This window comes from Pseudomonas arvensis (assembly GCF_056688935.1).
Genome location: NZ_CP162038.1, coordinates 135,865 through 160,332 on the forward strand (window position 1 = coordinate 135,865; position 24,468 = coordinate 160,332).

23 protein-coding genes and 1 pseudogene are annotated in these 24,468 nt (G+C 60.4%); 20 read left to right on the plus strand and 4 right to left on the minus strand.

Going from position 1 to position 24,468, the window contains the following annotated elements:
• Positions 1 to 306 precede the first annotated feature (306 nt).
• The gene (locus AB3G88_RS00640; RefSeq protein ID WP_099584302.1) at positions 307 to 1,005 is read right to left on the minus strand and encodes a GntR family transcriptional regulator; all 699 of its coding nucleotides are present in this window, start codon (positions 1,003 to 1,005) and stop codon (positions 307 to 309) included.
• A gap of 266 nt (positions 1,006 to 1,271) precedes the next feature.
• On the opposite strand from AB3G88_RS00640, the gene AB3G88_RS00645 reads away from it, so the two are divergent.
• The 10 genes from AB3G88_RS00645 to AB3G88_RS00690 all read left to right on the plus strand — a co-directional run bounded on the left by AB3G88_RS00645 (position 1,272) and on the right by AB3G88_RS00690 (position 12,237).
• Positions 1,272 to 2,165 carry a TauD/TfdA dioxygenase family protein gene (locus AB3G88_RS00645; RefSeq protein ID WP_191947098.1) on the plus strand — a complete coding sequence of 298 codons (894 nt, stop codon included), beginning with the start codon at positions 1,272 to 1,274 and terminating at the stop codon, positions 2,163 to 2,165.
• Positions 2,166 to 2,179: 14 nt separating this feature from the next.
• A complete protein-coding gene (locus tag AB3G88_RS00650; protein ID WP_112192882.1) occupies positions 2,180 to 3,205 on the plus strand; it encodes an ABC transporter substrate-binding protein in 1,026 nt (341 codons plus the stop codon).
• Position 3,206: 1 nt separating this feature from the next.
• On the plus strand, positions 3,207 to 4,058 hold the full coding sequence (locus AB3G88_RS00655) for an ABC transporter ATP-binding protein (RefSeq protein WP_099584305.1): 852 nt from the start codon (positions 3,207 to 3,209) through the stop codon (positions 4,056 to 4,058).
• Positions 4,059 to 4,069: 11 nt separating this feature from the next.
• Entirely contained in the window at positions 4,070 to 4,918 is an 849-nt protein-coding gene (locus tag AB3G88_RS00660; RefSeq protein WP_480452758.1) for an ABC transporter permease, read from the plus strand.
• A gap of 60 nt (positions 4,919 to 4,978) precedes the next feature.
• The gene (locus AB3G88_RS00665; RefSeq protein ID WP_099584307.1) at positions 4,979 to 5,899 is read left to right on the plus strand and encodes a LysR family transcriptional regulator; all 921 of its coding nucleotides are present in this window, start codon (positions 4,979 to 4,981) and stop codon (positions 5,897 to 5,899) included.
• A 151-nt stretch (positions 5,900 to 6,050) separates the two neighbouring features.
• Positions 6,051 to 7,586: an MFS transporter gene (locus AB3G88_RS00670; protein WP_099584444.1), complete on the plus strand. Its 1,536-nt coding sequence runs from the start codon at positions 6,051 to 6,053 to the stop codon at positions 7,584 to 7,586.
• Positions 7,587 to 7,601: 15 nt separating this feature from the next.
• The gene (locus AB3G88_RS00675; RefSeq protein ID WP_099584308.1) at positions 7,602 to 8,660 is read left to right on the plus strand and encodes an HlyD family secretion protein; all 1,059 of its coding nucleotides are present in this window, start codon (positions 7,602 to 7,604) and stop codon (positions 8,658 to 8,660) included.
• Complete coding sequence (locus AB3G88_RS00680; protein ID WP_480452761.1) at positions 8,657 to 10,111, plus strand: efflux transporter outer membrane subunit; 1,455 nt, start codon at positions 8,657 to 8,659, stop codon at positions 10,109 to 10,111. The genes AB3G88_RS00675 and AB3G88_RS00680 overlap by 4 nt, the downstream gene beginning before the upstream one ends.
• Before the next feature lie 460 nt (positions 10,112 to 10,571).
• Positions 10,572 to 11,735, plus strand: a complete 1,164-nt coding sequence (locus tag AB3G88_RS00685) for an N-acetylmuramidase family protein (protein WP_480452763.1) — start codon at positions 10,572 to 10,574, stop codon at positions 11,733 to 11,735.
• The gene (locus tag AB3G88_RS00690; RefSeq protein WP_400526079.1) at positions 11,716 to 12,237 is read left to right on the plus strand and encodes a hypothetical protein; all 522 of its coding nucleotides are present in this window, start codon (positions 11,716 to 11,718) and stop codon (positions 12,235 to 12,237) included. The genes AB3G88_RS00685 and AB3G88_RS00690 overlap by 20 nt, the downstream gene beginning before the upstream one ends.
• Positions 12,238 to 12,253: 16 nt before the next feature.
• Here the strand turns inward: AB3G88_RS00690 and AB3G88_RS00695 are convergent, their stop codons facing one another.
• From AB3G88_RS00695 to AB3G88_RS00705, 3 genes are all read right to left on the minus strand, one after another.
• Entirely contained in the window at positions 12,254 to 12,466 is a 213-nt protein-coding gene (locus AB3G88_RS00695; RefSeq protein WP_191947093.1) for a hypothetical protein, read from the minus strand.
• Between the two features lie 80 nt (positions 12,467 to 12,546).
• Positions 12,547 to 13,251, minus strand: a complete 705-nt coding sequence (locus AB3G88_RS00700; RefSeq protein ID WP_158878566.1) for a DUF3142 domain-containing protein — start codon at positions 13,249 to 13,251, stop codon at positions 12,547 to 12,549.
• Entirely contained in the window at positions 13,248 to 15,407 is a 2,160-nt protein-coding gene (locus tag AB3G88_RS00705) for a PA5441 family protein (protein WP_480452767.1), read from the minus strand. Before AB3G88_RS00705 ends, AB3G88_RS00700 begins: the two co-directional genes overlap by 4 nt.
• Positions 15,408 to 15,580: 173 nt before the next feature.
• Between AB3G88_RS00705 and AB3G88_RS00710 the strand changes: the two genes are divergently transcribed.
• From AB3G88_RS00710 to AB3G88_RS00755, 10 genes and pseudogenes are all read left to right on the plus strand, one after another.
• Positions 15,581 to 17,176 (plus strand): glycosyltransferase family 39 protein, encoded by a 1,596-nt coding sequence (locus AB3G88_RS00710; protein ID WP_480452769.1) that lies wholly within the window; start codon positions 15,581 to 15,583, stop codon positions 17,174 to 17,176.
• 35 nt (positions 17,177 to 17,211) lie between these two features.
• On the plus strand, positions 17,212 to 17,457 hold the full coding sequence (locus AB3G88_RS00715) for a DUF2789 domain-containing protein (protein ID WP_191947089.1): 246 nt from the start codon (positions 17,212 to 17,214) through the stop codon (positions 17,455 to 17,457).
• Between the two features lie 144 nt (positions 17,458 to 17,601).
• A pseudogene (locus tag AB3G88_RS00720) lies at positions 17,602 to 17,943 on the plus strand (Fic family protein); the annotation flags it as partial.
• A gap of 74 nt (positions 17,944 to 18,017) precedes the next feature.
• A complete protein-coding gene (locus tag AB3G88_RS00725) occupies positions 18,018 to 18,671 on the plus strand; it encodes a hypothetical protein (RefSeq protein WP_480452772.1) in 654 nt (217 codons plus the stop codon).
• Positions 18,668 to 19,084, plus strand: coding sequence for a hypothetical protein (locus AB3G88_RS00730; RefSeq protein ID WP_480452774.1), 417 nt, complete (start codon positions 18,668 to 18,670; stop codon positions 19,082 to 19,084). Before AB3G88_RS00725 ends, AB3G88_RS00730 begins: the two co-directional genes overlap by 4 nt.
• A gap of 351 nt (positions 19,085 to 19,435) precedes the next feature.
• On the plus strand, positions 19,436 to 19,846 hold the full coding sequence (locus tag AB3G88_RS00735; RefSeq protein WP_112192894.1) for a MarR family winged helix-turn-helix transcriptional regulator: 411 nt from the start codon (positions 19,436 to 19,438) through the stop codon (positions 19,844 to 19,846).
• Positions 19,843 to 21,921, plus strand: a complete 2,079-nt coding sequence (locus tag AB3G88_RS00740) for an FUSC family protein (RefSeq protein WP_480452777.1) — start codon at positions 19,843 to 19,845, stop codon at positions 21,919 to 21,921. The genes AB3G88_RS00735 and AB3G88_RS00740 overlap by 4 nt, the downstream gene beginning before the upstream one ends.
• Positions 21,918 to 22,127 (plus strand): DUF1656 domain-containing protein, encoded by a 210-nt coding sequence (locus AB3G88_RS00745; protein WP_003187469.1) that lies wholly within the window; start codon positions 21,918 to 21,920, stop codon positions 22,125 to 22,127. The genes AB3G88_RS00740 and AB3G88_RS00745 overlap by 4 nt, the downstream gene beginning before the upstream one ends.
• A complete protein-coding gene (locus tag AB3G88_RS00750; RefSeq protein ID WP_099584332.1) occupies positions 22,124 to 23,014 on the plus strand; it encodes an efflux RND transporter periplasmic adaptor subunit in 891 nt (296 codons plus the stop codon). The genes AB3G88_RS00745 and AB3G88_RS00750 overlap by 4 nt, the downstream gene beginning before the upstream one ends.
• Entirely contained in the window at positions 23,011 to 24,453 is a 1,443-nt protein-coding gene (locus AB3G88_RS00755) for an efflux transporter outer membrane subunit (protein WP_480452779.1), read from the plus strand. Before AB3G88_RS00750 ends, AB3G88_RS00755 begins: the two co-directional genes overlap by 4 nt.
• The last annotated feature ends 15 nt before the right edge of the window (positions 24,454 to 24,468 follow it).

Here is a 24,468-nt window from a genome sequence, read left to right on the forward strand (position 1 = left end):
TAGAAACAGCGATGGGCTTTTGTGATTGGCAAAAAGATAAGTAGATGTAAACCAGGCATGGCTAGGAAGGCCGCCCGCGCGCGTGAGGCGCTGAGTGAGTGGCCTGGTTTAGTAATAAAAGATAATAGGCGGGTTAAACAATTTGGCGAGCATACAAATATGTTAGAAGTTTTTCTAAATAATATGTGCCGTCAGTTAGTTGCGTTATTGAAGTCGGAAGTTTCTTCAGTGCGGGCCTCTGTCCAATGGGCAGTGACCCGCAGCTCTTGATGGGCAAGGCGGGAGAGCGAGGTTCTGCTGAATGAATTACCTGGCGTCGGCCTCCAGGCCATTCAGGTAGGTGGTGATCACCTCCATCCCGCGCATCAAGTGATTGCGTAACGTCAGGATGCTTTCAGCGACGTGTTTGTGCGCCACGAGGTTCAGCAGTTCACGGTGATCTTCCTGGGATGTCTCCCCCAGCCCCATTGCTTCAAGGTTGAAACGCAGGAAGCGCTCTTCCTCATTCAGCCCGTGCTCTACCAATTTGAGTAGTCGCTGGTTGGGCGCCTTGCCATACAGCGTCATGTGAAACAGGCGATTAAGGCGACCAATCTCGGCGTAGTCTTTTTCCTGTTCCAGGGCACAGATGAAGGTGTCTGCCTCGGCGATATCAGCTTCGGTCAGCAAGGGAATCGACAGGCGCAGCGCCTCAGACTCCAGCAACATACGCAGCTCATAGGTCTCAGCTGAATTGTCTTCGATCAGCGGTGCAACCACGGCGCCTTTGTGGGTGACCACATGCAACAGTGACTGCGCCTCCAGCTGGCGCAAGGCTTCACGCACCGGCATGCGGCTGACCCCGAACAGGCTGGCCAGCTCTTGCTGGCGCATGGCGGTCCCGCAGGGCAATCGGCCGTCGAGGATGGCATTGCGCAGGGTTTCTTCAATCACGGAGCGAGCAAGATGGGCGGGAATAGGCCCGCTGATCTTGATGCTGTTCAAAGGGTTCGGCTTCTGCGTCACGGTTACGCTATCCTCCTTATTGGAAAAGTGGTGGCTAATTGGATCCAATGCACACTAGAGGCTGCCCATAGGCTTGTCAAACGGCCACGGTTTCGGCTTGTAAGCGTTTCAACATGCTGTTCAGACGGCCCACGTCTGGGTCTTGCGGGGTCTTACACGGCATTGGCATGCTGCGACATTCCCGCATATAGATATTCTCTAACGGTATTTAAATTGCCGTTCTTATATCTATAAAGTCACTCTCCTGTCTGACCGGGAGTGAACTCATGTCTGCCACCTCTACTGTTCCAACAGCGATCCCTACCGCCCAAACGTTCGAGATTCGCCCGCTGCCCGGCAGCGTCGGCGCCGAGGTTATTGGCCTGGACCTGTCCCGGCCAGTCAATGACCAGGATTTCGCCCGTATCCACCGTGCGCACCTGGATCACCATGTAGTGGTCTTTCGCGACCAACGTATCACCCCCGAACAACAGATTGCCTTCAGCCGTCGCTTTGGCGTGTTGCAGATCCACGTGCTCAAACAGTTCCTGCTGGCCAACCACCCGGAAATCCTGATCGTCTCCAACATCATCGAAAACGGCCAATCCATCGGCCTGGGCGACGCGGGAAAATTCTGGCATTCGGACCTGTCTTATAAAGAACTGCCGAGCCTTGGCTCGATGCTGCATGCCCAGGAGCTGCCCTGCGAAGGCGGCGACACCTTATTCGCCGACATGCACAAAGCCTGGGACCAACTGCCCGAGCATCTGCGCAAAGCGGTCGCTGGCCGCAGCGCCGCACATTCCTATACCGCGCGCTACAGCGAGACCAAATTCGAAGGCAACTGGCGCCCCACGCTCACCCCCGAGCAGTTGGCGCAGGTCGCAGAAGTGGTGCACCCGATTGTGCGCACTCACCCGGAAAACGGTCGCAAGGCGCTGTTCGTCAGTGAAGGCTTCACCACCCGCATCGTCGGCCTGCCCGAAGACGAAAGCCGCGACCTGCTCACCCAGCTCTACGCCCACAGCGTGCTGGCGCAGAACATCTATCGCCACCAATGGCAGCCCCACGACCTGGTGTTCTGGGACAACCGCTCGTTGATCCACCTCGCCGCCGGTTGCCCGAGCCATCTGCGCCGCAAGCTGTTTCGCACCACCATCCAGGGCGACGCGCCTTTCTGATTCGGAGCATGACCATGTCCAGGAATATTCCATTTGCACGATTGGCCGCCACCGTTGGGCTGGGTATCAGCCTGCTGGCCGGCAGCCTGGTAGCGCCGGCGGTTGCCCAGGCGGAAGGAGAGATCCGCATCGCCGAGCAATTCGGCATCGTTTACCTGCTGCTCAATGTAGTGCGCGACCAGAATCTCATCGAGAAATACGGCAAGCAGGAAGGTATCGACATCAAGGTCGACTGGACCCAACTCTCCGGTGGCGCGGCAGTCAACGATGCGCTGCTTTCCGGCTCCATCGACATCGCCGGTGCCGGCGTCGGCCCACTGCTGACCATCTGGGATCGCACCCACGGCAAGCAGAACGTCAAGGCCGTAGCGTCACTGGGCAACTTCCCGTACTACCTGGTCAGCAACAATCCCAAGGTCAAGACCATTGCCGACTTCACCGACCAGGACCGCATCGCCGTGCCTGCGGTGGGCGTTTCGGTGCAGTCGCGCTTCCTGCAATATGCCGCCGCCAAGCAGTGGGGCGATAAGGAATTCAATCGCCTCGACAAGTACACCGTCGCCGTCCCGCACCCTGACGCCACCGCCGCGTTGATCGCTGGCGGTACCGAGCTGACCGGGCACTTTTCCAACCCGCCATTCCAGGATCAGGCCCTGGCCAACCCCAATGTGCATGTGGTGTTGAACACCTATGACCTGCTCGGCCCCAACTCACCGACGGTGTTGTTCGCCACCGAAAAATTCCGCAATGACAACCCGAAAACCTACAAGGCGTTCGTCGAGGCATTGACCGAAGCCGCACAATTCGCCCAGAACGACAAAGGCGCCGCCGCCGACACCTACATCCGCGTGACCAAGGCTAAGATCGACCGCGCCGAGCTGCTCAAGATCATCGACAACCCGCAGTTCGAATTCAGCGTCACGCCGAAAAATACTTACCCGCTGGCGGAATTCCTCTACCGCGTCGGCGCCATTAAAAACAAGCCTGAATCGTGGAAGGACTACTTCTTCCAGGACGCCAAGCCCCTGCAAGGAAGCTGAGATGAACGCGCCCCTGCAAGGCCACACGGCCAGCAACCTGCACACCGCCGAGCCGTTGCTGGCGGTGGATAACGTCAGCCTCGAATACCGCACCCCCGAGCGCGTGGTGCGGGCCACCCATCAGGTCAGTTTCGAGATCGACCCGGCTGACCGCTACGTGCTGCTCGGCCCTTCGGGCTGCGGCAAATCCACCTTGCTCAAGTCCATCGCCGGGTTTATCAAACCTTGCGAGGGCGAGATTCGTTTGCTGGGGCAAAAGGTCGAGCAACCGGGCCCGGACCGCATCGTGGTGTTTCAGGAATTCGACCAACTGCCGCCGTGGAAAACCGTCAAGCAAAACGTAATGTTCCCGCTGCTGGCGTCCAAGACCCTCAAGCGCCGCGAAGCTGAAGAACGCGCCCTGCACTATCTCGACAAAGTCGGCCTGAGTGCCTTCGCCGACGCCTACCCCCACACGTTATCCGGCGGCATGAAGGCCCGCGTGGCCATCGCCCGTGCCCTGGCCATGCAGCCGAAAATCCTGTTGATGGACGAGCCCTTCGCCGCCCTCGATGCCCTCACCCGGCGCAAGATGCAGGAAGAATTGCTGCTGCTCTGGGCAGAGGTGCGCTTCACCCTGTTGTTCGTCACCCACTCCATCGAAGAAGCACTGGTGGTGGGTAATCGCATCCTGTTGCTGTCCCCCCATCCGGGGCGCGTACGCGCAGAAATCCACAGCCATCAATACGACCTGCACAGCCTGGGCGGTGTTGACTTCCAGGCGTCGGCGCGACGGATTCATCGCTTGCTGTTCGATGAAACCAGCGCCGCGGAACCCGAGTTGGGTTTTGCCGACATCCGCATCGCTTACTAAGAGGGCAACCCATGCGCCAGGAATATGAAGTCATCCTCGAACCGCTGCTCAGTGTCCCCGTGGAGCGCGAATTGCCCCTGCGCCAACGCCTGTGGCAACAAGGCTGGCTGCGCAAGGGCCTGATCCTGATTGTGCTCGCGATCCTCTGGGAAGCCGTGGCGCGCTACCAGAACAACGACCTGCTGCTGCCGAGCTTTCTGCAGACGTCCGCCGCGTTGTACGACGGCCTGCTCAGCGGCGAATTGCTGAGCAAGGTGAGCATCTCGCTGGTGGTGCTGATCAAGGGTTACCTGATCGGCATTGTGCTGGCGTTTGCCCTGACCACCTTGGCCGTGTCGACCCAATTGGGCCGCGACCTGTTGAGCACCCTGACCTCGATGTTCAACCCGCTGCCAGCCATTGCGTTATTGCCGCTGGCGCTGCTGTGGTTCGGCCTGGGCCAGAACAGCCTGATTTTCGTGCTGGTGCATTCGGTGTTGTGGGCGCTGGCGCTCAACACCTATTCAGGGTTTCTCGGCGTGTCCGAGACGCTGCGCATGGCCGGTCGCAACTATGGTCTGAAGGGCATGCGCTTTGTGCTGTTTATCCTGATCCCGGCCGCGCTGCCGTCGATCCTCGCCGGCCTGAAAATCGGCTGGGCATTTGCCTGGCGCACACTGATCGCCGCCGAGTTGGTGTTCGGCGCCACCAGCGGCAAGGGCGGGCTGGGTTGGTACATCTTCCAGAACCGCAACGAGCTGTACACCGACAAGGTGTTTGCCGGGTTAGCGGTGGTGATCCTGATCGGCCTGCTGGTGGAGAACCTGGTGTTTGACACCTTCGAGCGGCTCACCGTGAAGCGTTGGGGCATGCAGCGCTGATCCACCTATCCCTGCTACGATTGCGCCCAGTTCACTCCCCTCTGATCATGAGTGCTTGGCATGCAACTACCGGACATGAACCTGCTGGTCGCCCTCGACGCCTTGCTCGACGAGGGCAGTGTGGTCGGCGCCGCCCGGCGGATGAACCTCAGCCCGGCGGCCATGAGCCGCACCCTCACGCGCATTCGCGAAGCGGTGGGCGACCCGATCCTGGTGCGTGCCGGGCGCGGCCTGGTGCCAACGCCCAAGGCATTGCAGTTACAGGGCCAGGTGCGCAACGTGGTGGAGCAGGCCGCGCTGCTGTTTCGCTCGGCTGACCAGGTAGACCTGAGCACGCTGCGCCGCCGCTTCAGCGTGCGCGCCAATGACTTTTTCATCGGTGTGTATGGCGGTCGTCTGTTCGACACCATGGAGCGCGTGGCCCCATTGTGCGAGCTGTGTTTCGTGCCCGAAGGCGACACCGACGACGAAGCCCTGCGCGAAGGGCGCCTGGATTTGCGCGTGAGCAACACCCAGCCGGCAAGCCCTGAGGTCAAGGTGCAGAACCTGTTCTCCACCACCTTCGTCGGCCTGGCGCGGCAGGACCACCCGTTGTTCGACGAGGAGATCACCGCGGCACGTTTCGCCAGCTACTCCCATATCAGCATCTCGCGGCGCGGCATCGCCCGGGGGCCGATCGATACCGCGCTGAATGCCCAGGGCCTGGAGCGCCGCGTGGCGATGATCGCCCCAGGGTTTCACGGCGCGATGTTCATGCTGCCCGACTCCGACCTGATCCTGCCGGTGCCCAAGGAAGCGCTCTACAGCGCCAACCGCCTGAAGCTGCCCCTGCGCGCCTTCCCGCTGCCGATCTCCTTGCCGACTCTGGTGTTGGCCCAATCCTGGCACCCGCGTTTCGACAAGGACCCGGCGCACAAATGGCTGCGCGAAACCATGCGCGAGAGCTGCCACGCCACGTGGCTGGAAGCCCAGCCGACCTGAATCTCAAGCGTACACAGGGCAAATGTGGGAGGGGTCTGTAGTAAATCAAGGATTGCGCCTGACGCACTTATAAGCTGCCGATAAGTAACTTTTTGTCATGGTTTTGCCTGATTAAACTGCTCGGGTATTTACCATTCCGAGTTACCTGTTCATGACTTCCCTCGCTGCCCCCACCCTCGCGGCCGCAGCCAAACCCAGCGCCCTCACCCCGCCCGTGTTCGGCGCGCGCATCATCATCGGCCTGGTCGGGGTGTTGCTGGCGGTGCTGGTGTCCGGCCTTAACGAGATGGTCACCAAGGTGGCCCTCGCCGATATCCGTGGTGCGCTGTACATCGGGTTTGACGAAGGCACCTGGCTGGTCGCGGCCTACACCGCCACCTCGGTCGCGGCGATGGCCTTTGCGCCCTGGTGCGCGGTGACGTTTTCCCTGCGCCGTTTCACCCTGTGCGCCATTGGCCTGTTCACCGTGCTTGGCATCCTGTGCCCGTTCGCACCGAACTACGAAAGCCTATTGCTGCTGCGCACCGTGCAAGGCCTGGCCGGTGGCGCGTTGCCGCCGATGCTGATGACCGTGGCGCTGCGTTTCCTGCCGGCCAACGTCAAGCTGTATGGTTTGGCCGGCTATGCACTCACCGCCACCTTCGGCCCGAGCCTCGGCACACCACTGGCGGCGCTGTGGACCGAATACGTCGGCTGGCAGTGGGCGTTCTGGCAGATCGTCGCGCCGTGCCTGCTGGCGATGGCCGCCGTGGCCTACGGCTTGCCCCAGGACCCGCTGCGCCTGGAGCGCTTCAAGCAGTTCAACTGGCGCGGCCTGCTGCTGGGCTTCCCGGCGATCTGCATGCTGGTGATCGGCATCCTGCAAGGCAATCGCCTGGACTGGTTCGAGTCGGGCCTGATCACCTGTTTGCTGAGTGGCGGCAGCGTGTTGCTGGTGCTGTTCATGCTCAATGAGTGGTCGCACCCGATGCCGTTTTTCAAGTTGCAGATGCTCGGTCTGCGCAATTTGTCGTTTGCCCTGATCGTACTGGCGGGCGTGCTGATGGTGCTGACCTCGGTGATCATCATCCCGTCGAGTTTCCTCGCCCAGGTCCAAGGCTATCGACCGCTGCAAACCGCGCCGGTGATGCTGCTGATGGCACTGCCGCAGTTGATCGCGCTGCCGCTGGTGGCTGCACTGTGCAACCTGCGCTGGGTCGATTGCCGCTGGGTGCTGGGGATCGGCCTGAGCATGCTGGTGCTGTGCTGCATCGGCAGCGCACACCTCACCTCGCAATGGATTCGCGACGATTTCTACGGCCTGTACCTGCTGCAAATCTTCGGACAGCCCATGGCTGTGTTGCCGCTGCTGATGCTGTCCACCGGCAGTATTCAGCCACAGGACGGCCCGTTTGCCTCGGCCTGGTTCAACACCGTCAAAGGCCTTTCCGCCGTGGTTGCCACCGGCGTGTTGGACACGTTGACCACCCAGCGCCTGCACTTTCACTCGACCATGCTGGTGGATCGCCTGGGCAATTCGCCCCTGGCCGACGGCAACGCGCCGGGCCTCGCCCATCGGTTGCACGAGCAGGCCGTAGTGCTCACGTCTTCGGATCTTTATTACGTCATGGGCGGCGTCGCCGTGGCGTTGATCCTGCTGATTTTCTGGATGCCCACGCGGATCTTTCCGCCTCGCGCACCGACCTAGCCAAAAGGAATTTTCATGAAACGCAAAGACAAAGTGGCCGTCTCCGTCATCACCATATTTGCCGTCGGTGTGCTGGTGTACCTGGTCGCGCCTGGCTTGTTGGGCAGTAAGCACCAAAGCACCAACGACGCGTTCGTCGCCGCTGACTTCACCTTGGTCGCCCCGCGCGTGGCGGGTTTTATCAAGGAAGTGCTGGTGGAGGACAACCAGCGGGTCAAGGCCGGACAACTGCTGGCGCTGATCGACGACCGCGATTTTCGCGCCGCCGCCCAGGCCGCTGATGCCGACACCTTGGTCGCCCAGGCTCAACTGAAAAACGCCACCGCGACCCTGGAACGGCAAAGTTCGGTGATCGCCCAAGCCCAGGCCACCGTCGCCGCGGACCGCGCCGAAGTGGCCTTCGCCGAACACGAACTGAACCGCTACAACCACCTCGCCGGCGTGGGCGCCGGCACGGTGCAAAACGCCCAGCAAGCCAAGACCCGCATCGACCAGGCCACCGCACGCCTGGCCAATGCCACAGCAGTGCTGGCAGCCGAGCGCAAGCAGGTGGAGATTCTCACCGCCCAGCGCGATGCCGCCGAAGGCGGGCTCAAGCGCGCCCAGGCCGCGCTGGAAATGGCCAGCTATCAGCTGTCCTACACGCGCATCGTGGCGCCGGTCGATGGCATGGTCGGCGAGCGCGCCGTGCGCGTCGGCGCCTATGTGACGCCGGGCAGCAAGATCCTCGCCGTGGTGCCGTTGGCCGAGGCCTACGTGGTGGCCAACTTCCAGGAAACCCAGCTCTCTCACATGCATGCCGGCCAAGCCGTGCAGGTGCGGGTCGACAGCCTCGACGGCGAGTTGCTCAACGGTCATCTGGAGAGCCTCGCTCCGGCGACTGGGGTGACCTTCGCCTCGGTCAAACCGGACAACGCCACGGGCAACTTCACCAAGGTGGTGCAGCGCATTCCGGTCAAAATTGTGCTGGAACCCAACCAGCCGCTGACCGAGCGCCTGCGCGTCGGTATGTCCGTGGAGGCGAGCGTCGACACCCAACCTGTTGCCGTTCAACGTGAGGTGGCGCAGCAATGAAACGCCTTGCCTGGCTCACCCTGAGTCTCATCAGCCTGAGCGCCTGCACCGTCGGCCCGGATTTCCAGCGCCCGCAAAGCCCTCAAGTGGCGCAATGGAACGAGCCCCAAGGCCGCCAAGCCGACAGCCGCGCCATCAGCGACCCACTCCAGGAGCGCTGGTGGGACGTGTTCCACGACGCACAACTCTCGGCCCTCACGCGCCGCGCCCTCACCGATAACCTTGACCTGAAACTGGCCAGCAGCCGCCTGGAACAAAGCCGCGCCGTGCGCCAAGTGACGACCGCCGAGCGCTATCCCAATGTCGAAGCCTCAGGTGCTTACCAGCGCAAACGCAACAGCGGCAAAGGCTTGAGCGACCCATCCGGCGAAAACGGGCGTTCCGCCTTCAACCAGTGGGACGCGGGCTTCTCCGCGTCCTGGGAGCTGGACTTCTGGGGCCGCGTCAAACGCGAAACCGAAGCCGCCGACGCCACCCTGCAAGTCGCCGAAAACGACCGTCGCGCCGTGCTGTTGTCGGTGCTGGCCGAGACCGCCCAGGACTACATCCAACTGCGCGGCGTGCAAAACACCCGTGCCGTCACCGAGCAAAACCTCGACGTTGCGCGCCACAGCCTCAAGCTCTCGCAACTGCGCCTGGCCGACGGCGTAGCGACTGATCTGGACGTGGCCGAAGCCGCTGCCCAAGTCGCCGCCATCGAAGCGCGCTTGCCGGATTTGCAGCAACGCCAGGATCGGCTGATCAACGCCCTGAGCCTGCTGATGGGCGAGCCGCCACAAGCCCTGCACGCGCAGTTGTCCAAGGACGCCGCCGTACCGCAGACCCAGCGCCAAGTTGCCATCGGCCTGCCGTCGCAGCTTGCCGAACGCCGCCCGGATATCCGTCAGGCCGAAGCCCGTTTGCACGCGGCCACCGCCAACATCGGTGTGGCCAAAGGTGATTTCTACCCGCGTATCACCCTGTCCGGCAGCCTCGGCTCCCAGGCCATGCAGCTGTCGGATCTTGGCTCCTGGGGCTCACGAGCCTTCGCCTTCGGCCCTCAGTTCAGCCTGCCGCTGTTCAATGGCGGGCGCTTGCAAGGCATGCTGAATCTGCGCGAAGCCCAGCAACAGGAAGCGGCCCTGGCCTACCAGCAAACCGTGCTGCGCGCCTGGCATGAAATCGACGACCAACTGACCCGCTACAACGCCAGCCAACTGCGCCGCGACAGCCTCGCCGAAGCCGTGCGCCAGAACCAGATCGCCCTGACAACCGCGCAGCATCAGTACGTGGAAGGCGTAGCGGACTTCGTCAACGTGCTCACCGTGCAGAGCGCATTGCTGGCGACGCAGGAGCAGTGGGTGGAGAGTTCTACCGGCGTGTCGTTGGCCATGGTCGGGTTGTACAAGGCGTTGGGTGGGGGCTGGGAGTCGGTGTATCCGCTGCACACCGCCGAAAATAATTTGTTGTAGGAGCTTTTTGTGACTCCAACGAGAGTAAGCGTTTGCGTGTAGGAGGCTCCAATCAAGTACCGAATAATCCACGTTGAGTGCTGACATCCACAGCGCTCGACACTTAGGGAAGTGCCTGTCTTTATAAAGCGAACCTTCCGACATTCGCCACGGATAGCAACTCTTTACTCTCTGTGACTTCGCCAATCCAGGGACTTATGGATGTCTCTGGGTAGCCCTATTGCAGACATCGAGTGAAGCACCATGGCGAATTTGTTTCTCGTCTATTTGATCTCTTCAGCCCTGTTAGGGAAGAGCCGATTTACGTGTCGGCCCCTCCGGCGCGGCAGACGTCCCCGGCTCCGTCTCAACCGTTTGCGCAGTCCCGTGACGGCGCACTGACTCCACTGAAAAACTGGAGCCACCCCTTCAAGAGCAAGAGCAATCCATTACTACAAGTGACCCATTACTCGATGGTTGGGTGCGTGAAGAAGTGGGTGTCACGCCGTGGTTCAGTCCGTGGTCGTGGGAGGGTTACGACGTCGTCTTCAACTATGACTCGCCTCGGCAAACCCTGGCATCCTTTTTTCGAGCGGTGGGTCGTTTCAGTCAGCAGCAACTCGAACGCTACAGTAACTTGGCCGATAAGTCGGATAACGGGCGTATGAAGAATCGCCTTTACGACATCATCGATCGAGACCGTGATGGAGTGGTGACGGCTGAAGAGTTGCAGGCGGCGATTGCTCTACCGGCGCACGCGCAGTCGCTGTCGCAACTGATCATCCACTACGAAAGCGAGTGGCGCCACGAACCCCATAAGTGGGACGCACTGGACGATGTAGTGGGGCATAGCGGCTCGACTCCACTTTTAAACTGGGTGGCGGAGAAGGAGCGGGTCAGGGAGATCAGTTGGTGGAATGAGGTGGCGCAGGGCGTTGGATTACCGGTGGATGGGCAGGTTTATCACTTGCATCCGGTGGGGTTTACGAACCGATTTAGTAGAGCAAAGCAGCATCCAGAAATTTTTATAAGTGGAGTTAAAATAGAACTCGGTTTCTTGGATTTATATGATGACTCGGTAATTGAAGATGTTGATTATGTCACGGCAGCGGCCACGCTCGGGTGTGAGGTCGAAGCCGTCAAGGCGGTGGCACTTACAGAGACAGGTTCTTCAGGTAGTTACTTTGCGAGGGGTGGTGATGACAAGGTTACAACTATATTGTTTGAACGACACTACTTCCATCAATTGACAGGTGGGCGATTTGATGGATCAGATCCCGATATATCATCTCGCACAAGAGGCGGCTATGGAGCCTACTCGGTACAGTACGGGAAAATGGTCCGAGCCTACCGACTGAGTCCAAGCGCAGCACTAAAGTCAGCGTCATGGGGGCGATTTCAAATTATGGTGAAAAATTTTTCAAGCGCTGGCTACGCTTCAGTTGAGGATTTCGTGCGGGACCTCAATCGCTCTGAGAAAAATCATTTAAAAGCATTTGTGAGCTTTATAAAGTCCGATGCTGTTCTGTCTTCTGCGATTGTTCAAAAGGACTGGTTAAAATTTGCACTTAGATATAACGGCCCTGCCCAAGAGGGGTATGACGAAAAGATGAGGGAAAACTATAATGCACTCAAATCTATCTGATTTCGGGGTCAAGGGAGCAACCTTTTTTTCTGCAATGCTCTGGGCTGGCTTGATTTTGGCTGCGCAGGAAAATATTTGCGATAATGAAAAGGCGTTATTTCAGTGCCAAGTGCGCGGCGGAAAAAACTTAGCACTATGCCCGGAATACGTAGACGGGGAAATGACCGGAATTCAATATCGCTTTGGCCGAGAGGTACACAAAGAGCTTGTGTTTCCTAATTCCAGCTTTGACTTTAAATCATTCAAGTCGAATCACTTCACTCGCTATCAGATCGATTACAAAAGGATTAAGTTTTCTATTGGTCCTTATGTTTATAGCCTTTATAGTGATTATGATGGCGAGACCCCTGAAGGCGCTGCGAGGCGTGCTGGGGTAGTCGTTTCTAACTCTTCCGAAACAACAGACATACAAATACCCTGCACAGCTATATACATCGACAATTTTGGAGATGTATTCCCTCATCTGAAGTGCGACATTGTCGATGCCCTGGGCTGCTATTAGGGGGATAGATAAAAATCTAAGGGCGATCCAGTGGGCATTGTTTGTAAGCGCTATTTACAGTAGTGGCTTGTATGTCGTTTTCATTTTCAAAAAATTGCTTGATGGTCGAAATGACCGCCCCTTCCGAATCTTGCATCACGGAGAACTCGCGTTTTTTCACGCGCTCCCCCCTGGCCTGCAATTCCAGGCTTATGAGTTTGAACAAGATAAGTACGTCTTGACTTTTCATGGGGCTCCAAACTTAAGTGTCCTCTGTCCGCGGACAGAGGACACTTTCTTGCACGGCTTCAATACCGATGTCAAGGATGATCAGCGATTCTGCAAAAACACCACATACCCCCGAAACCATTCACTCCCCTGCAAATACCCCGGTTCCTCCCAGTCCCCACCCTGGATCAATCCGACCTTGAACGGCAGCCCCAGCCGATTCATACGTGGCAAATACGCCGCGTAATCCGGGATGCTGTGGCGGCCTTGATACGTTTGCACCACCACTTCATCCACCACGCCCTTGAGCTGGGCGATGGCGGCTGGGTCTGCGTTGCTGCTCCAGTCCATCAGGCCGGTGATGCTCAGGCGTAGGTCGGCGGGCAGGCGCTGGCGTAGGTCGCGCAGAAAGGCGGCGTATTCGTGCAGGTATTGGGTGCGGGCGTCGAAGTCGATCTGGATGCCGACCACCGGGTTGCCCGCGTCGCGCCAGCGTTGCACCTGGCCGAGCAGTTGGGTGTAGACGCGTTCCGGCCAGTGCAGGGTGTGGGCGCGGTAGACCACCCAGACTTCGCCTTGGGTGATGCGCGGCACGCTGATGCCCTGGGCGATAAATTGCACGCCGCGTTGGGGCGCGCGGCGGGTTGAGTTGATCTGGCCCTGGAGGATGTACAGGGTCTTGGCCTGTTTGAGTACCGGCTGGGGCGTGACGCCGCTCCACAGCCAGAAGGCGTCATAGTCGCGAGCGTCGACGGCCGCGAAGGCCGGGCTTGCCAGCAGCAGCAAGCCTAGCCACAGGTATTTCACCAGTAGTACTGCAGGGATTTGCCCCACTGGGTGTCGCCAAAGCCGGACTTGAGTTGGCGGAACCAGGCTTTGCGCACCGCCGGTTCAACGTCCTGGCCGCCGCAGCTGTTATAGCCGGCCGGCGCGTAGCAGTTGATGGCGCGGAACAGCGCGTAGGCTTTGTCGTTCTTTGGCGCCTTGGCATCGGCGATCACCTGCTTGTAACCGTCGAGGCGCGAGAAGGTTTCGCCCTTGAAGTCCGACGCGGTGCTGCCCAGGCTGCCGGCGGCGCGGGCCTGTTCCAACGGCATGCCGTCCAGGCCGTTACGCAGGATGAATTCGCCGAAGCAGTTCAGCGCTTGTGGGTTTTTCGCATCGGTCTGCAAGGTCGCAGCGGTCTGCGCGATGCTCGGGCAGGCATAGCCGGATTCGGCCTTGTCGCCGTTCCACTGGAACAGCTTCAAGCTCTGGCCGCCGCTATAGACGTAGCCAAGGCTGGTGCCCAATTTGTCTTCCGGGGGCGAAGCCGGCAGTTGCTTGAGGTCCTCGGCGAACGTGGCGTACTGGCTGCGCAGCAGGTCTTTATAAAGCAGCACGAACTGCGCGGTCTGGCGCTCCAGCGGGTCGCTGGCCTGGGCGATCTGTTGGCGCAGCAACTCAGGCCCGGCGACGTTGCGCAGCAGGATGTAACGCACCGGCTTGGCGTTGATCGGCGAGTCGCTGGCGAACACCTTGGCCAGTTGGCCGCTGCGCTCGTAGTTCATCGCCAGGGCCAGTTCCAGTTGGTCGCGTTGCAGCGGCAATTTGGCCTGATCGAGCAGTTTCAGCCACAGGGCTTCGGCGCCTTTCCAGTCCTGTTTGTCTTCCAGCGCCAAGCCGCGCAGGGTCTGCTGGCTGAAGGCGAAGTAATTCAGGTTCGACGGAATGTCCTGAGGCAAGTGCTTCAAGGCGGTGTCCGGTTGATGCTCGATGTACAGGGCACTCACGGCCAGCAAGTAGTCGTACAGCTCGGGGGCGCTGGCAAAAGCGACTTTCTGTTTCTCCAGGTCTGTTCGGGAGAGCGCCGGCTGATCGCCGCCGCGCATCACCATCAGGTCGCTGACCAACTGGATCATCGGCGTCGCGACCGTCTCGCTGTTGACCATCAACAGCTTGAGGTCGGCCTCTTCGATCAGTTCATCCACCGATACATTGCGCTGTGCATCCGACGCCTGTGTCATCGCCCAGGCATACGCGTCGGCGAGCTGGATGTTGTCGTCCGCCAGCCAGTACACGCGGCGCAGCAGGCCTCGGGCGGAGGCAACGTAACGACCCTGTGGATAAGTCTCCAGATAGCCAACAAAGCCATCTTTGGCCTGGCCCAGTGCAGACTTGTCCACACGCGCAAGCTGCGGCATCCCGTATTCGTCGAATGCTTCGGCCTGCGCCTGGTTCAGCAAGGTGCGGGCGCTCATGTACTGCGCGGTTTCCTTCAACCAGGGCAGTTCGCTGCCGCTGGCGGCGGCAAAACCGCGCTTGGCCTCGCTGAAACGTCCGCTGTAAAAGTCGGCGGCCGCTTGCAGATACGTGCGCAGCATGCGGCCATTGGACGACTCGATCGGTTCGGCGATCACCGGGCCGTCCCAGGTGCAGGTGATGAGCAGTTCCAACCGGGCCTTCGCCAGCAGCTGGCGTTCTGCGGTTGGCATGTCGGCTTGCACCACCTGGCTGATAAACGCAGTGGCGCTGTCATCGTCGTTGCTGCGACAGCGGCTGCCCTCGCCTTCGAGGTAGGCCTCGCCGGCAGTCGTGTACTCGTTTCGCTTAATGCCCAGAGAGGTCAGCAGGGTGTCGAGCTCGGCGGTGGGCGAGTCGTCCGAATCGGCTTCAGTTTCTGCGCTGGAAGCGGCAGCGAGGCGATACACCGGAAACGGCACCGGGCCGAAACCCTGGCTCAGATCGTCTTCGGTCAAAGCCTTCGGCGTCAGCGGCTCGGCTTTTTTGTCAGCCAGCAACAGGCGCAGGTTGACCCGACTGTCGTTGCCTGGGTTGAGAAAGGGAAGGTTGCTGCAGGCGTCGAGGCGGTCACGCGACACCCGCCAATCCGGGTAGCACGAGTCATCGGAACTGGCCTGGGCCGGTAGGGAAATACCGGCCAGCAGGGCCAGTGCCAGGGGTGACAGAAAACCGATGCGCATGACGTGTCCTTGATCCTGAGTCCTTGGAGGAGGGCAATGATAGCTTGATCCGACCAGTGCTTCGGTGAAGCCCTACACAAATTGCTGATTTGTCCGATTCCAGAAGCGAACGAGGGGCTTTTGACCTAGAGTGGCGGTGTTTGCGCTTAGGCAAGCAGGGCAGGGGAATCAGGGTGCGTCGGTCTGTGGTAGAGCAAAACGAGAAAGTTGGGGCGCTGCCCTCATTCACCCGTCTCACCTGGGACAACGCCGGTAAGATCAGTCGCCTATGGTGGGTGCCGATCCTGGCCTTGGCCATGGCCCTGCGTTTCTACCACCTCACCTCGGCGGCGATCTGGGGGGACGAAGGTTCGAGCCTCCTGCTCAGTGAATATGCCGTGGGCGACCTGTGGTTCCACGCGGCCCATGACGTGCACCCGCCGCTGTATTTTTTCCTGCTGCGCGGCTGGATCGAGCTGTTTGGCGACAGCATCTGGTCGATTCGTGGCATGAGCGCCATCCCCGGTGTCATCGTCGTGGGCCTGGGCATCTGGCTGACGCGGCAACTGTCCACCCGCCGTGCTGCTGTGCTGGCGGGCGTGCTGCTGGCGCTGCTGCCCACGGCGGTGCGCTACAGCCAGGAAGTGCGTATGTACTCCTTGCTCGGCGTGTGGTTGCTGGGCGCGACGCTGGCGCTGGTGTACTGGGTGCGCCAGCCCGAGCGCGCGCGCTACCTGGTGGTGTATGGGTTGCTGATGAGCGCGGGTTTCTACACCCATTACTTCACGGCGCTGTGTGTGCTGGTGCACTGGGCGTATCTGGGGCTGTTGAGCCGCTCCGGTGAGCGGCTGATCACGCGCCCGGCTTGGTGGGCGGTCAACGTTGCGATTGTGCTGATGTATCTGCCCTGGTTGCCGAACCTGCTGGAGCTGGTGCAGCACGTTGATCAGCTTAAGGTGGGCGGCGATATTGGGTGGGAGGACCCGGTCAGCCTGCTGTCCGTGCCGTCGATGGTGTGGCAATTTGTGATGCAGGACGAGGGCCTGGATTTCTGGCCGTTGGTGTTCTGGGTTTTTCCGTTGCTGCTGATTGCGGTGGTCGTAATAACCGCCTGGCGTGATCAAGAGCGTTATCAGCCGGCGAGCCTGCTGACGCTGTTCTTCCTGTTGCCGCTGCTGTTGGTCTACGCGGTCTCGTTTATCTCGCCGGTGTTTATCGAGCGCTATCTCACGGTATATGCCCTGGCTTTGCCGATCCTCCTCGCCCTGGCTATTGAGCGCCTGCCAGCACGCCTGTCATGGCTGGGGGCGGCTTTTTTTGTGCTGTTTGTCTGTGTGGAGCTGGTGGGCCTCAAAAACAATTTCATCGTGAATGAGCACGACCAATTCAACGTGCCGGTGGAGTTCGTCAATCGCAATTACCAGGAAGATGACCGCATCGTCCTCAGCGACATGCTGTGGTATCTCAGCTACGTCTACTACGACCAGACCGACGCCCAACTGCAGCTCTACACCCCGCCCAAGCCCGATGGCACGTCAACCCGGCCGAATGCCTACGGCTTCGGCACCCTGGTGGACCAGGACGGCGGGCGCATCTACCTCGACCGCCTGTCGGCACTGCCAGCCGACACCCGCCGTGTGTGGCTGATCAGCAGCAACGAAGCGCCGGACGATTTCGCGCCATTGCCCGAGGGCTGGCGCGAGCTCAGTCGCCAGGACGGCGGTGGGGCCAGGGCGCGGTTGTTCGTGCTGTGCAATGTGCCGTCGGCGCTTCCCGAAGGCTGCCGCTAGACTCACCCGAACCTTTCTCTATTCAGGAGCCCACCATGGAATCGCCTGTGCATAACTTGCCTGCCTTGTTCAAACAACTCGGCCTGCCGGATGACGCGGTCAGCATTGACAAGTTCGTGGCTGTTCACTCGCCGCTCAAGCCGGACCTGAAGCTGGCGGATGCATTTTTTTGGACGGACAGCCAGAAGGCGTTTCTGCGCGAGGAGATTCTGGAGGACGCGGATTGGGCGGAGGTGGTGGATGAGTTGAATCTGATGTTGCGGGGTGGGCGAGGGGTGTAAAAAAACTTTGTGGAAACACGATAATGTAAAAAATGGTGAGAGGCAAAAAAGCTGGGATATGCCCATCTCTGCGAATCGCTGGATTTAAAAGTCATTGCGCTCCACCGCGTCGCGATGATTAAACCCGTGACCAGAATCACGCCCTTCGACTTCATCGGCCACCCCTCGATCTACCGCTACTGGGACGCCACCTGCTGCGTCGAATTCACCCTGCAAATGGCCCGCCGCGCCCTGGAAGTGGAACTGCGCGAGGAAACCGAATTTCTCGACCGTTATGACCGGGTGATCAAGGCCGTGAATCAACGCTTTGACGTGCGCGGCAGTGATTTGTCGAGGTTGGTGATGATGTGCCTGGATAACGACGGCAAGGTTTCCAAGCACCGGCGCAAGCCGTTTCAGTACAGCGTGTCGGAGGAGGTGTTTGAGTTTATTGAGGAGGAGGTGGGGAGTGCTCTACGTGAAATTGGGAAACTTCCTATCGACTAAAGGGAAGTGGACGATAGTGGCCGGTGTGTGGGAGTCGTTATTAACAGGCGCTAACTCCCTGCTCTGGACGCAACATGAAACGCCTGGTCCCACGCGAAGAAATTGAAAGTTATGAACTCACAAAGATCGAGAGCCCCTATTTTTCGGGAATAAAAGTGCGAGAGTTTTTTCGCGCCCCGTATGCGCTGCCCGGGTTGAGTAAATTGCTCAATGAGTGCGGTCTTTCTTCCGCTTGCTGCTCCGCTGAAAAAGACCAGCGGCGGGTTTTGGATAAACTAGGAGCCGGTGAGTGGTTGTTTGTGATGGACTATCCCTTTCTCCCCTTAAGTCGCGAATGTCGCGTCAAGTATGGACACCTAATGGGGCGCCGACTGTATGTTGGGCCTGGTAAATGGGAGAAAGTAAGCATCGATTACGATGGAATTCAAAATGCCGTGATCCTCGCCGCTAATCGGTTGGTTTCAGCAGGGGATGAGGGGAGGGTATTTCTCTCGGATGGAAAAGATCTCGCGAACACTACGAGAGTTATGACTCAACGGTGGGTAAGGCTTGATTGTCGAGATGATCAACTTACTCACCGATCAGTTGAGCGTCGATATGGAGAGCTGCGGCATATAAAACAACGTTATATGGAGGGCGATGACAACTGGCAGGTGGGTGGTAAGTCGTGGCATTGGCAGCCTGTAACACCGGACGTGTTCTACGAATACAAGGAGGCAGGAGAATGACGCGCAAGCATGTTTTTTGGTTTTGGGGAGCCATGGATGCCCTATATCTGATTCGTTATGCGGTGGCCAGCGCAATACAGGCAAGGATTCCTTATTTAAGCGATGTTGAAAGTGCTTTATGGGTACTGCGTGATCATAGCGTTGTGCAGTTATACATGTTCGGCTTTGCCATGCTGCTGCAAGTTTCCATTGTGATCTCGTGCCTACTGTTCTTTCTTGGATGTAAACAGGTGAGGTGGGTTACTTACCTTCAAACACCCTTGCGATTGGCTTTTATTGTGCCTTCTGTTTCGCCTTTGCTGGTAGGGGCTCAGCTTGTCCCTAACTACAATTTGGTGTTAATGGCTGTGTTAGTGATTATTTCGGAGGCAATCAAAGTCTGGAGCGTATGGCGATGGTGCAAAAAACCCTGACCGGCCAAGAGACCTGAGAACCCATCAAGTCTGTGGCACAACCTCATCTGACATCCAAAACCGCCGCACTGGTCTCCCTGCCCTATGGCCTCGACATAATGGAAAATCCAGCAAGCCGACACCGATCCAAATGTGGGAGGGGGCTTGCCAGCGCATGCATCAATGACTGGCCCACCGCAATCGGGGGCAAGCCCCCTCTCACATGGGTTTTGCGCTGCTGCCACTGAAACGCTCCACCCATCGCTAAATTGTTTCAAAACTTGACGGAACAACCACCCTCCATCATATTGATAGTTAGCAAACTAACTGTATGCGAACTATCCAGTGCCTCAATCCCTCGAACAACTCCAGATGAACCTCAGCAGCAGCATGGTGGTGGGCGCCCGTAACTGGCGCAAAATCTGCCAGACCACGCTGGTGAGCTATGGCATCTCCGAAGCCTGCGCCGTGCCGCTCTTGATGATCGGTCGTTTGGGCGACGGTGTGCACCAGGTCAAAGTGGCCCAGGCGTCCGGGATGGAAAGCCCGTCCCTGGTGCGCCTGCTGGATCGCCTGTGCAGTGATGGCTACGTGTGCCGTACCGAAGACGTCCACGACCGCCGCGCCAAGGCCTTGAGCCTCACCGAGCGTGGCCGTGAGTTGGTGCAAGCGGTTGAAGTGCAGCTGGTGCGCCTGCGCCGCGAAGTGCTGGCGCAGATCGCACCCGCCGATATGGAAGCCGCGCTGCGTGTGCTGCGCGCCTTTGAGGCGGCGACGCTTTGAACGGGTTCTTTACCGGTTTTCCGCCCGCCCGCGACTGGTTCTACGGCGTGCGTACCTTCGCCGCGTCGATGATCGCGCTGTACATCGCCATGCTCATGCAAATGCCGCGTCCGTATTGGGCGATGGCCACGGTGTATATCGTCTCCAGCCCGTTTGTCGGCCCCACCAGCTCCAAGGCCCTGTACCGCGCCATTGGCACCTTGATGGGCGCGGCGGCGGCGGTGTTTTTTGTGCCGATGTTCGTGCAGTCACCCTACATTTTGGTAGTGGTGATCGCGCTGTGGACGGGCACTTTGCTGTTCCTCTCCATGCACCTGCGCACCGCCAACAACTATGCGCTGATGCTGGCCGGCTACACGCTGCCGCTGATCGCCCTGCCCGTGGTGGATAACCCGCTGGCGGTGTGGGATGTCGCCGAGGCGCGGACCGAAGAAATCTTCCTCGGCATTGCAGTCGCTGCCGTAGTGGGCGCGATGTTCTGGCCGCGCCGCCTGATGCCGGTATTCGATGGCTCGGTGGCCAAGTGGTTTGCCGATGCCCAGGTCTACAGCCAGCGCTTTCTGACGCGCAACGTGGCGCCGGAAGAGGTCAGCACCTTGCGCGGCGGCATGGTTGCCACCTTCAACACCCTTGAATTGATGATCGGCCAGTTGCCCCACGAAGGCGCGCGGCCGCAGACAGTGCGCAACACCAAGGAACTGCGTGGGCGCATGATCCATCTGCTGCCGGTGGTGGATGCCCTGGATGATGCCCTGTACGCCATCGAACACCGTGCGCCGGAATTTCTAGACCGCATCAAGCCGATCCTGGAAGCCACCAGCCAATGGCTGGAAGGCACCCAAGAAAGCGCACCCATGGAAAGCTGGCGCGCCCTGCGTGATCGGGTTGATGCACTGCAACCCCAAGGCGAAGCGCTGGATGATCGCCACACCTTGTTGTATTCCAACGCGCTGTACCGCCTGGGCGAATGGATCGACCTGTGGCAAGACTGCCGCAGCCTGCAGGCCGCGATCCAGTGCGAAAGCCAAGACACCTGGCGCGCCGTGTACCGTCACTGGCGCCTGGGCCGGCTTACGCCATTCCTCGACCGTGGCCTGATGTTCTACTCGGCGTTTTCCACCGTCACCGCGATCATCGTCGCCTCGGTGCTGTGGATTCTGCTGGGCTGGACCGACGGCGGCAGCGCCGTGATCCTGGCCGCCGTGGCGTGCAGCTTCTTCGCCTCGATGGACGACCCGGCGCCGCAGATCTATCGATTCTTTTTCTGGACCGCCATGTCGGTGCTGTTCGCCAGCCTGTACCTGTTTCTGGTGCTGCCCAACCTGCACGATTTTCCGATGCTGGTGCTGGCGTTCGCCGTGCCGTTTATCTGCATCGGCACCCTCACCGTGCAGCCGCGATTCTACTTGGGCATGTTGTTGACGCTGGTGAACACCTCGTCGTTTATCAGTATCCAGGGCGCCTACGACGCGGACTTCCTTAACTTCGCCAACGTCAATCTGGCCGGGCCTGTGGGCCTGCTGTTTGCCTTTGTGTGGACGTTGGTCGCACGGCCTTTTGGCGCCGAATTCGCGGCCAAGCGCCTGACCCGTTTCAGCTGGCGTGACATCGTCGGCCTCACCGAACCCGCCACCCTGGCTGAACACCGGCACCTGGCCGTGCAAATGCTCGATCGCCTGATGCAGCACCTGCCGCGCCTGGCCCTTACCGGCCAGGACACCGGCATCGCCCTGCGCGATTTGCGCGTGGCGCTGAACCTGCTCGACCTGCTGGCCTATTCGCCGCGCATCCTCGGCGTGCCACGGGTGTTGCTCAACCAAGTGGTGGAAGGCGTCGGCGCTTACTTCAAAGCCTGCCTCAAGGCGGGTGAACGCTTGCCCGCGCCCAGCGGTCTGCTGATGACCCTGGACCGCACGCGCCGCGCCCTCAACGGGCAAGGCCTGCAGGACGAAGACGATACCCGCCTGCACCTGTTGCACGCCTTGGCCGGCCTGCGCCTGGCGCTGTTGCCCGGCGTCGAATTTATTGGTGGCACGGAGCTGGAAGCGCCGCTGCCGGATGGAGCGCCTTTATGATCGGTGATCTGGATATCAGCGGGGTGTTCCTGCCCACGCTGCTGGTGCTGATGGGCATTACGTACGTGTTGTTCCTGGTGGTGCACGGGCTGTTGACGCGCATGCACTTCTATCGCCTGGTCTGGCACCGGGCATTGTTCAATGTGGGGCTCTACGCGCTGTTGCTGGGCGCGGTGGACTCACTCAGTCGATACCTGATGACATGAAAAAACCTTTTTTGACCATCGGCCGTGTAGTCCTGACGCTGTTGATCGTGAGCTTCGCGGTCGTCGTTGTGTGGCGCATGGTCATGTACTACATGTTTGCGCCCTGGACCCGCGACGGCCACATTCGTGCCGACATCGTGCAGATCGCCCCGGACGTGTCCGGGCTGATCCAGCGCGTGGACGTGCGCGACAACCAGTTGGTGACCAAGGGTCAGGTACTGTTTGCCGTCGACCAGGACCGCTTCAAGCTGGCCCTGCGCCAGGCCCAGGCCGCCGTGGCCGACCGCCAGGAAACCCTGGCCCAGGCCAGCCGCGAGTACAAGCGTAACCGTGGCCTCGGCAACCTGGTGCCCAGCGAGCAACTGGAAGAAAGCCAGTCCCGCGTGGCCCGTGCCCAGTCGGCCCTGGCCGAAGCGCAAGTGACGGTGGATTCGGCCCAACTCAACCTGGATCGCTCGGTGATCCGCAGCCCGGTGGACGGCTACGTCAACGACCGCGCGCCGCGTACCCAGGAATTCGTCACCGCTGGCCACCCAGTGCTGTCGGTGGTGGACAGCAATTCCTTCCATATCGACGGCTATTTCGAAGAGACCAAGCTCGACGGCATCCACGTCGGCATGGCCGTGGACATCCGTGTGATCGGCGACAACGCCCGCCTGCGCGGCCATGTGCAGAGCATCGTCGCCGGTATCGAAGACCGTGACCGCAGCAGCGGCTCCAACCTGTTGCCCAACGTCAACCCGGCGTTCAGTTGGGTACGCCTGGCCCAGCGGATTCCGGTGCGCATCGCCTTTGACGACGTGCCTGCGGACTTCCGTATGATCGCCGGGCGCACGGCCACGGTGTCGATCATTGGCGACAAGCCCAATGACGGAGCCACGCCATGAAGCAGCTGTTGGCAACCGCCGCGCTGGGTTTGTTGCTGTCGGCCTGCCAAGTGGTAGGCCCGGACTACACGCTGCCGGACAAGGCCGCCGTCAACCGTGGCGACCTGCAAGGGCCAATCGCGGGCGAGGGCGCCAACGTGGTGTCGGCGCCGGTGCCGAGCGACTGGTGGAAGCTGTACAAAGACCCGCGCCTGGACGAACTGGTGCGCCAAGCGATGGCCTCCAACACCGACCTGCGCATGGCCGCTGCCAACTTGCAGCGTGCGCGTTTCCAGACCCAACAGGCTGAATCTGCCGGCGGCTGGAGCCTCGGCGCCAAGGCCGAGGCGCAGCGCCTGCAGGAGTCCGGCGAAGCATTTTTGCTGGCCGACAAAGTGCCGGTGGGTAACATCGGCAGCGTCGGCATCACTACCTCGTATCAATTCGACCTGTTCGGCACCTTGCAACGCGGCATCGAAAGCGCCCAGGCCAGCGCCGATGCGGCCCAGGCCGCTGCCGATATCGCACGTATCACCCTGGTGGCCGATGTGGTGCGTTCCTACACCCAAGTGTGCGCGGCCAACGAAGAACTGGCGATTGCCAACGAGTCCCTGGACCTGCAAGCCCAAAGCACCAAACTGACCCAGCGCCTGCGCGACGCCGGCCGTGGCGATGAAACCCAGGTCACCCGTTCGCAAACCCAGTACAAATCCCTGCGCGCCGACATGCCGCGCTACGAAGCGGCGCGCCAGGCTGGGTTGTTCCGCCTGTCGATGCTGCTGGCCAAGCCGCTGGACCAACTGCCAGCGGGCACCGGCAACTGCGCCGAGCTACCGCACATCGCCCAACTGCTGCCCGTGGGTGACGGCGCGGCGCTGCTCAAGCGCCGCCCCGACGTGCGCCAGGCGGAACGCCAACTGGCCGCCGCCACCGCTCGGATCGGCGTGGCCACTGGCGCCCTGTACCCGGACATCGCCATCGGCGCCACGGTAGGCACCGTCGGCCTGCTCGAAAACCTTGGCACGCCTGCGACCAACCGCTGGGGTTTTGGCCCGATGATCAGTTGGACCGTGCCGACCAACGGCGCCCGCGCCCGTGTCCACGAAGCCGAGGCCGCAACCCAGGGCGCCCTGGCGCATTTCGACGGAGTGGTACTCAACGCCATCCGCGAAACCCAGACCGGCCTGGCGCAATACACCGCGCAGTTGCAACGGCGCGACGCACTGGCCGAAGCGGGTGAGTCGGCCAAGGAAGCGGCGGGGCAGACCCACCGCTTCTTCCAGGCCGGCCGTGCGTCGTTCCTGGCGGACCTGCAAGCCACCCGCACCTACACCGACGTGCGGGCGCAGCTGGCGGCGGCCAACACCCAGGTTGCGATGAGTCAGATCGACCTGTTCCTGGCCTTGGGCGGCGGCTGGGAAAGCGGACGAACGCAACCTGCGCAAGCCAGCAAACCCTGAGCAGATAGCTATGCT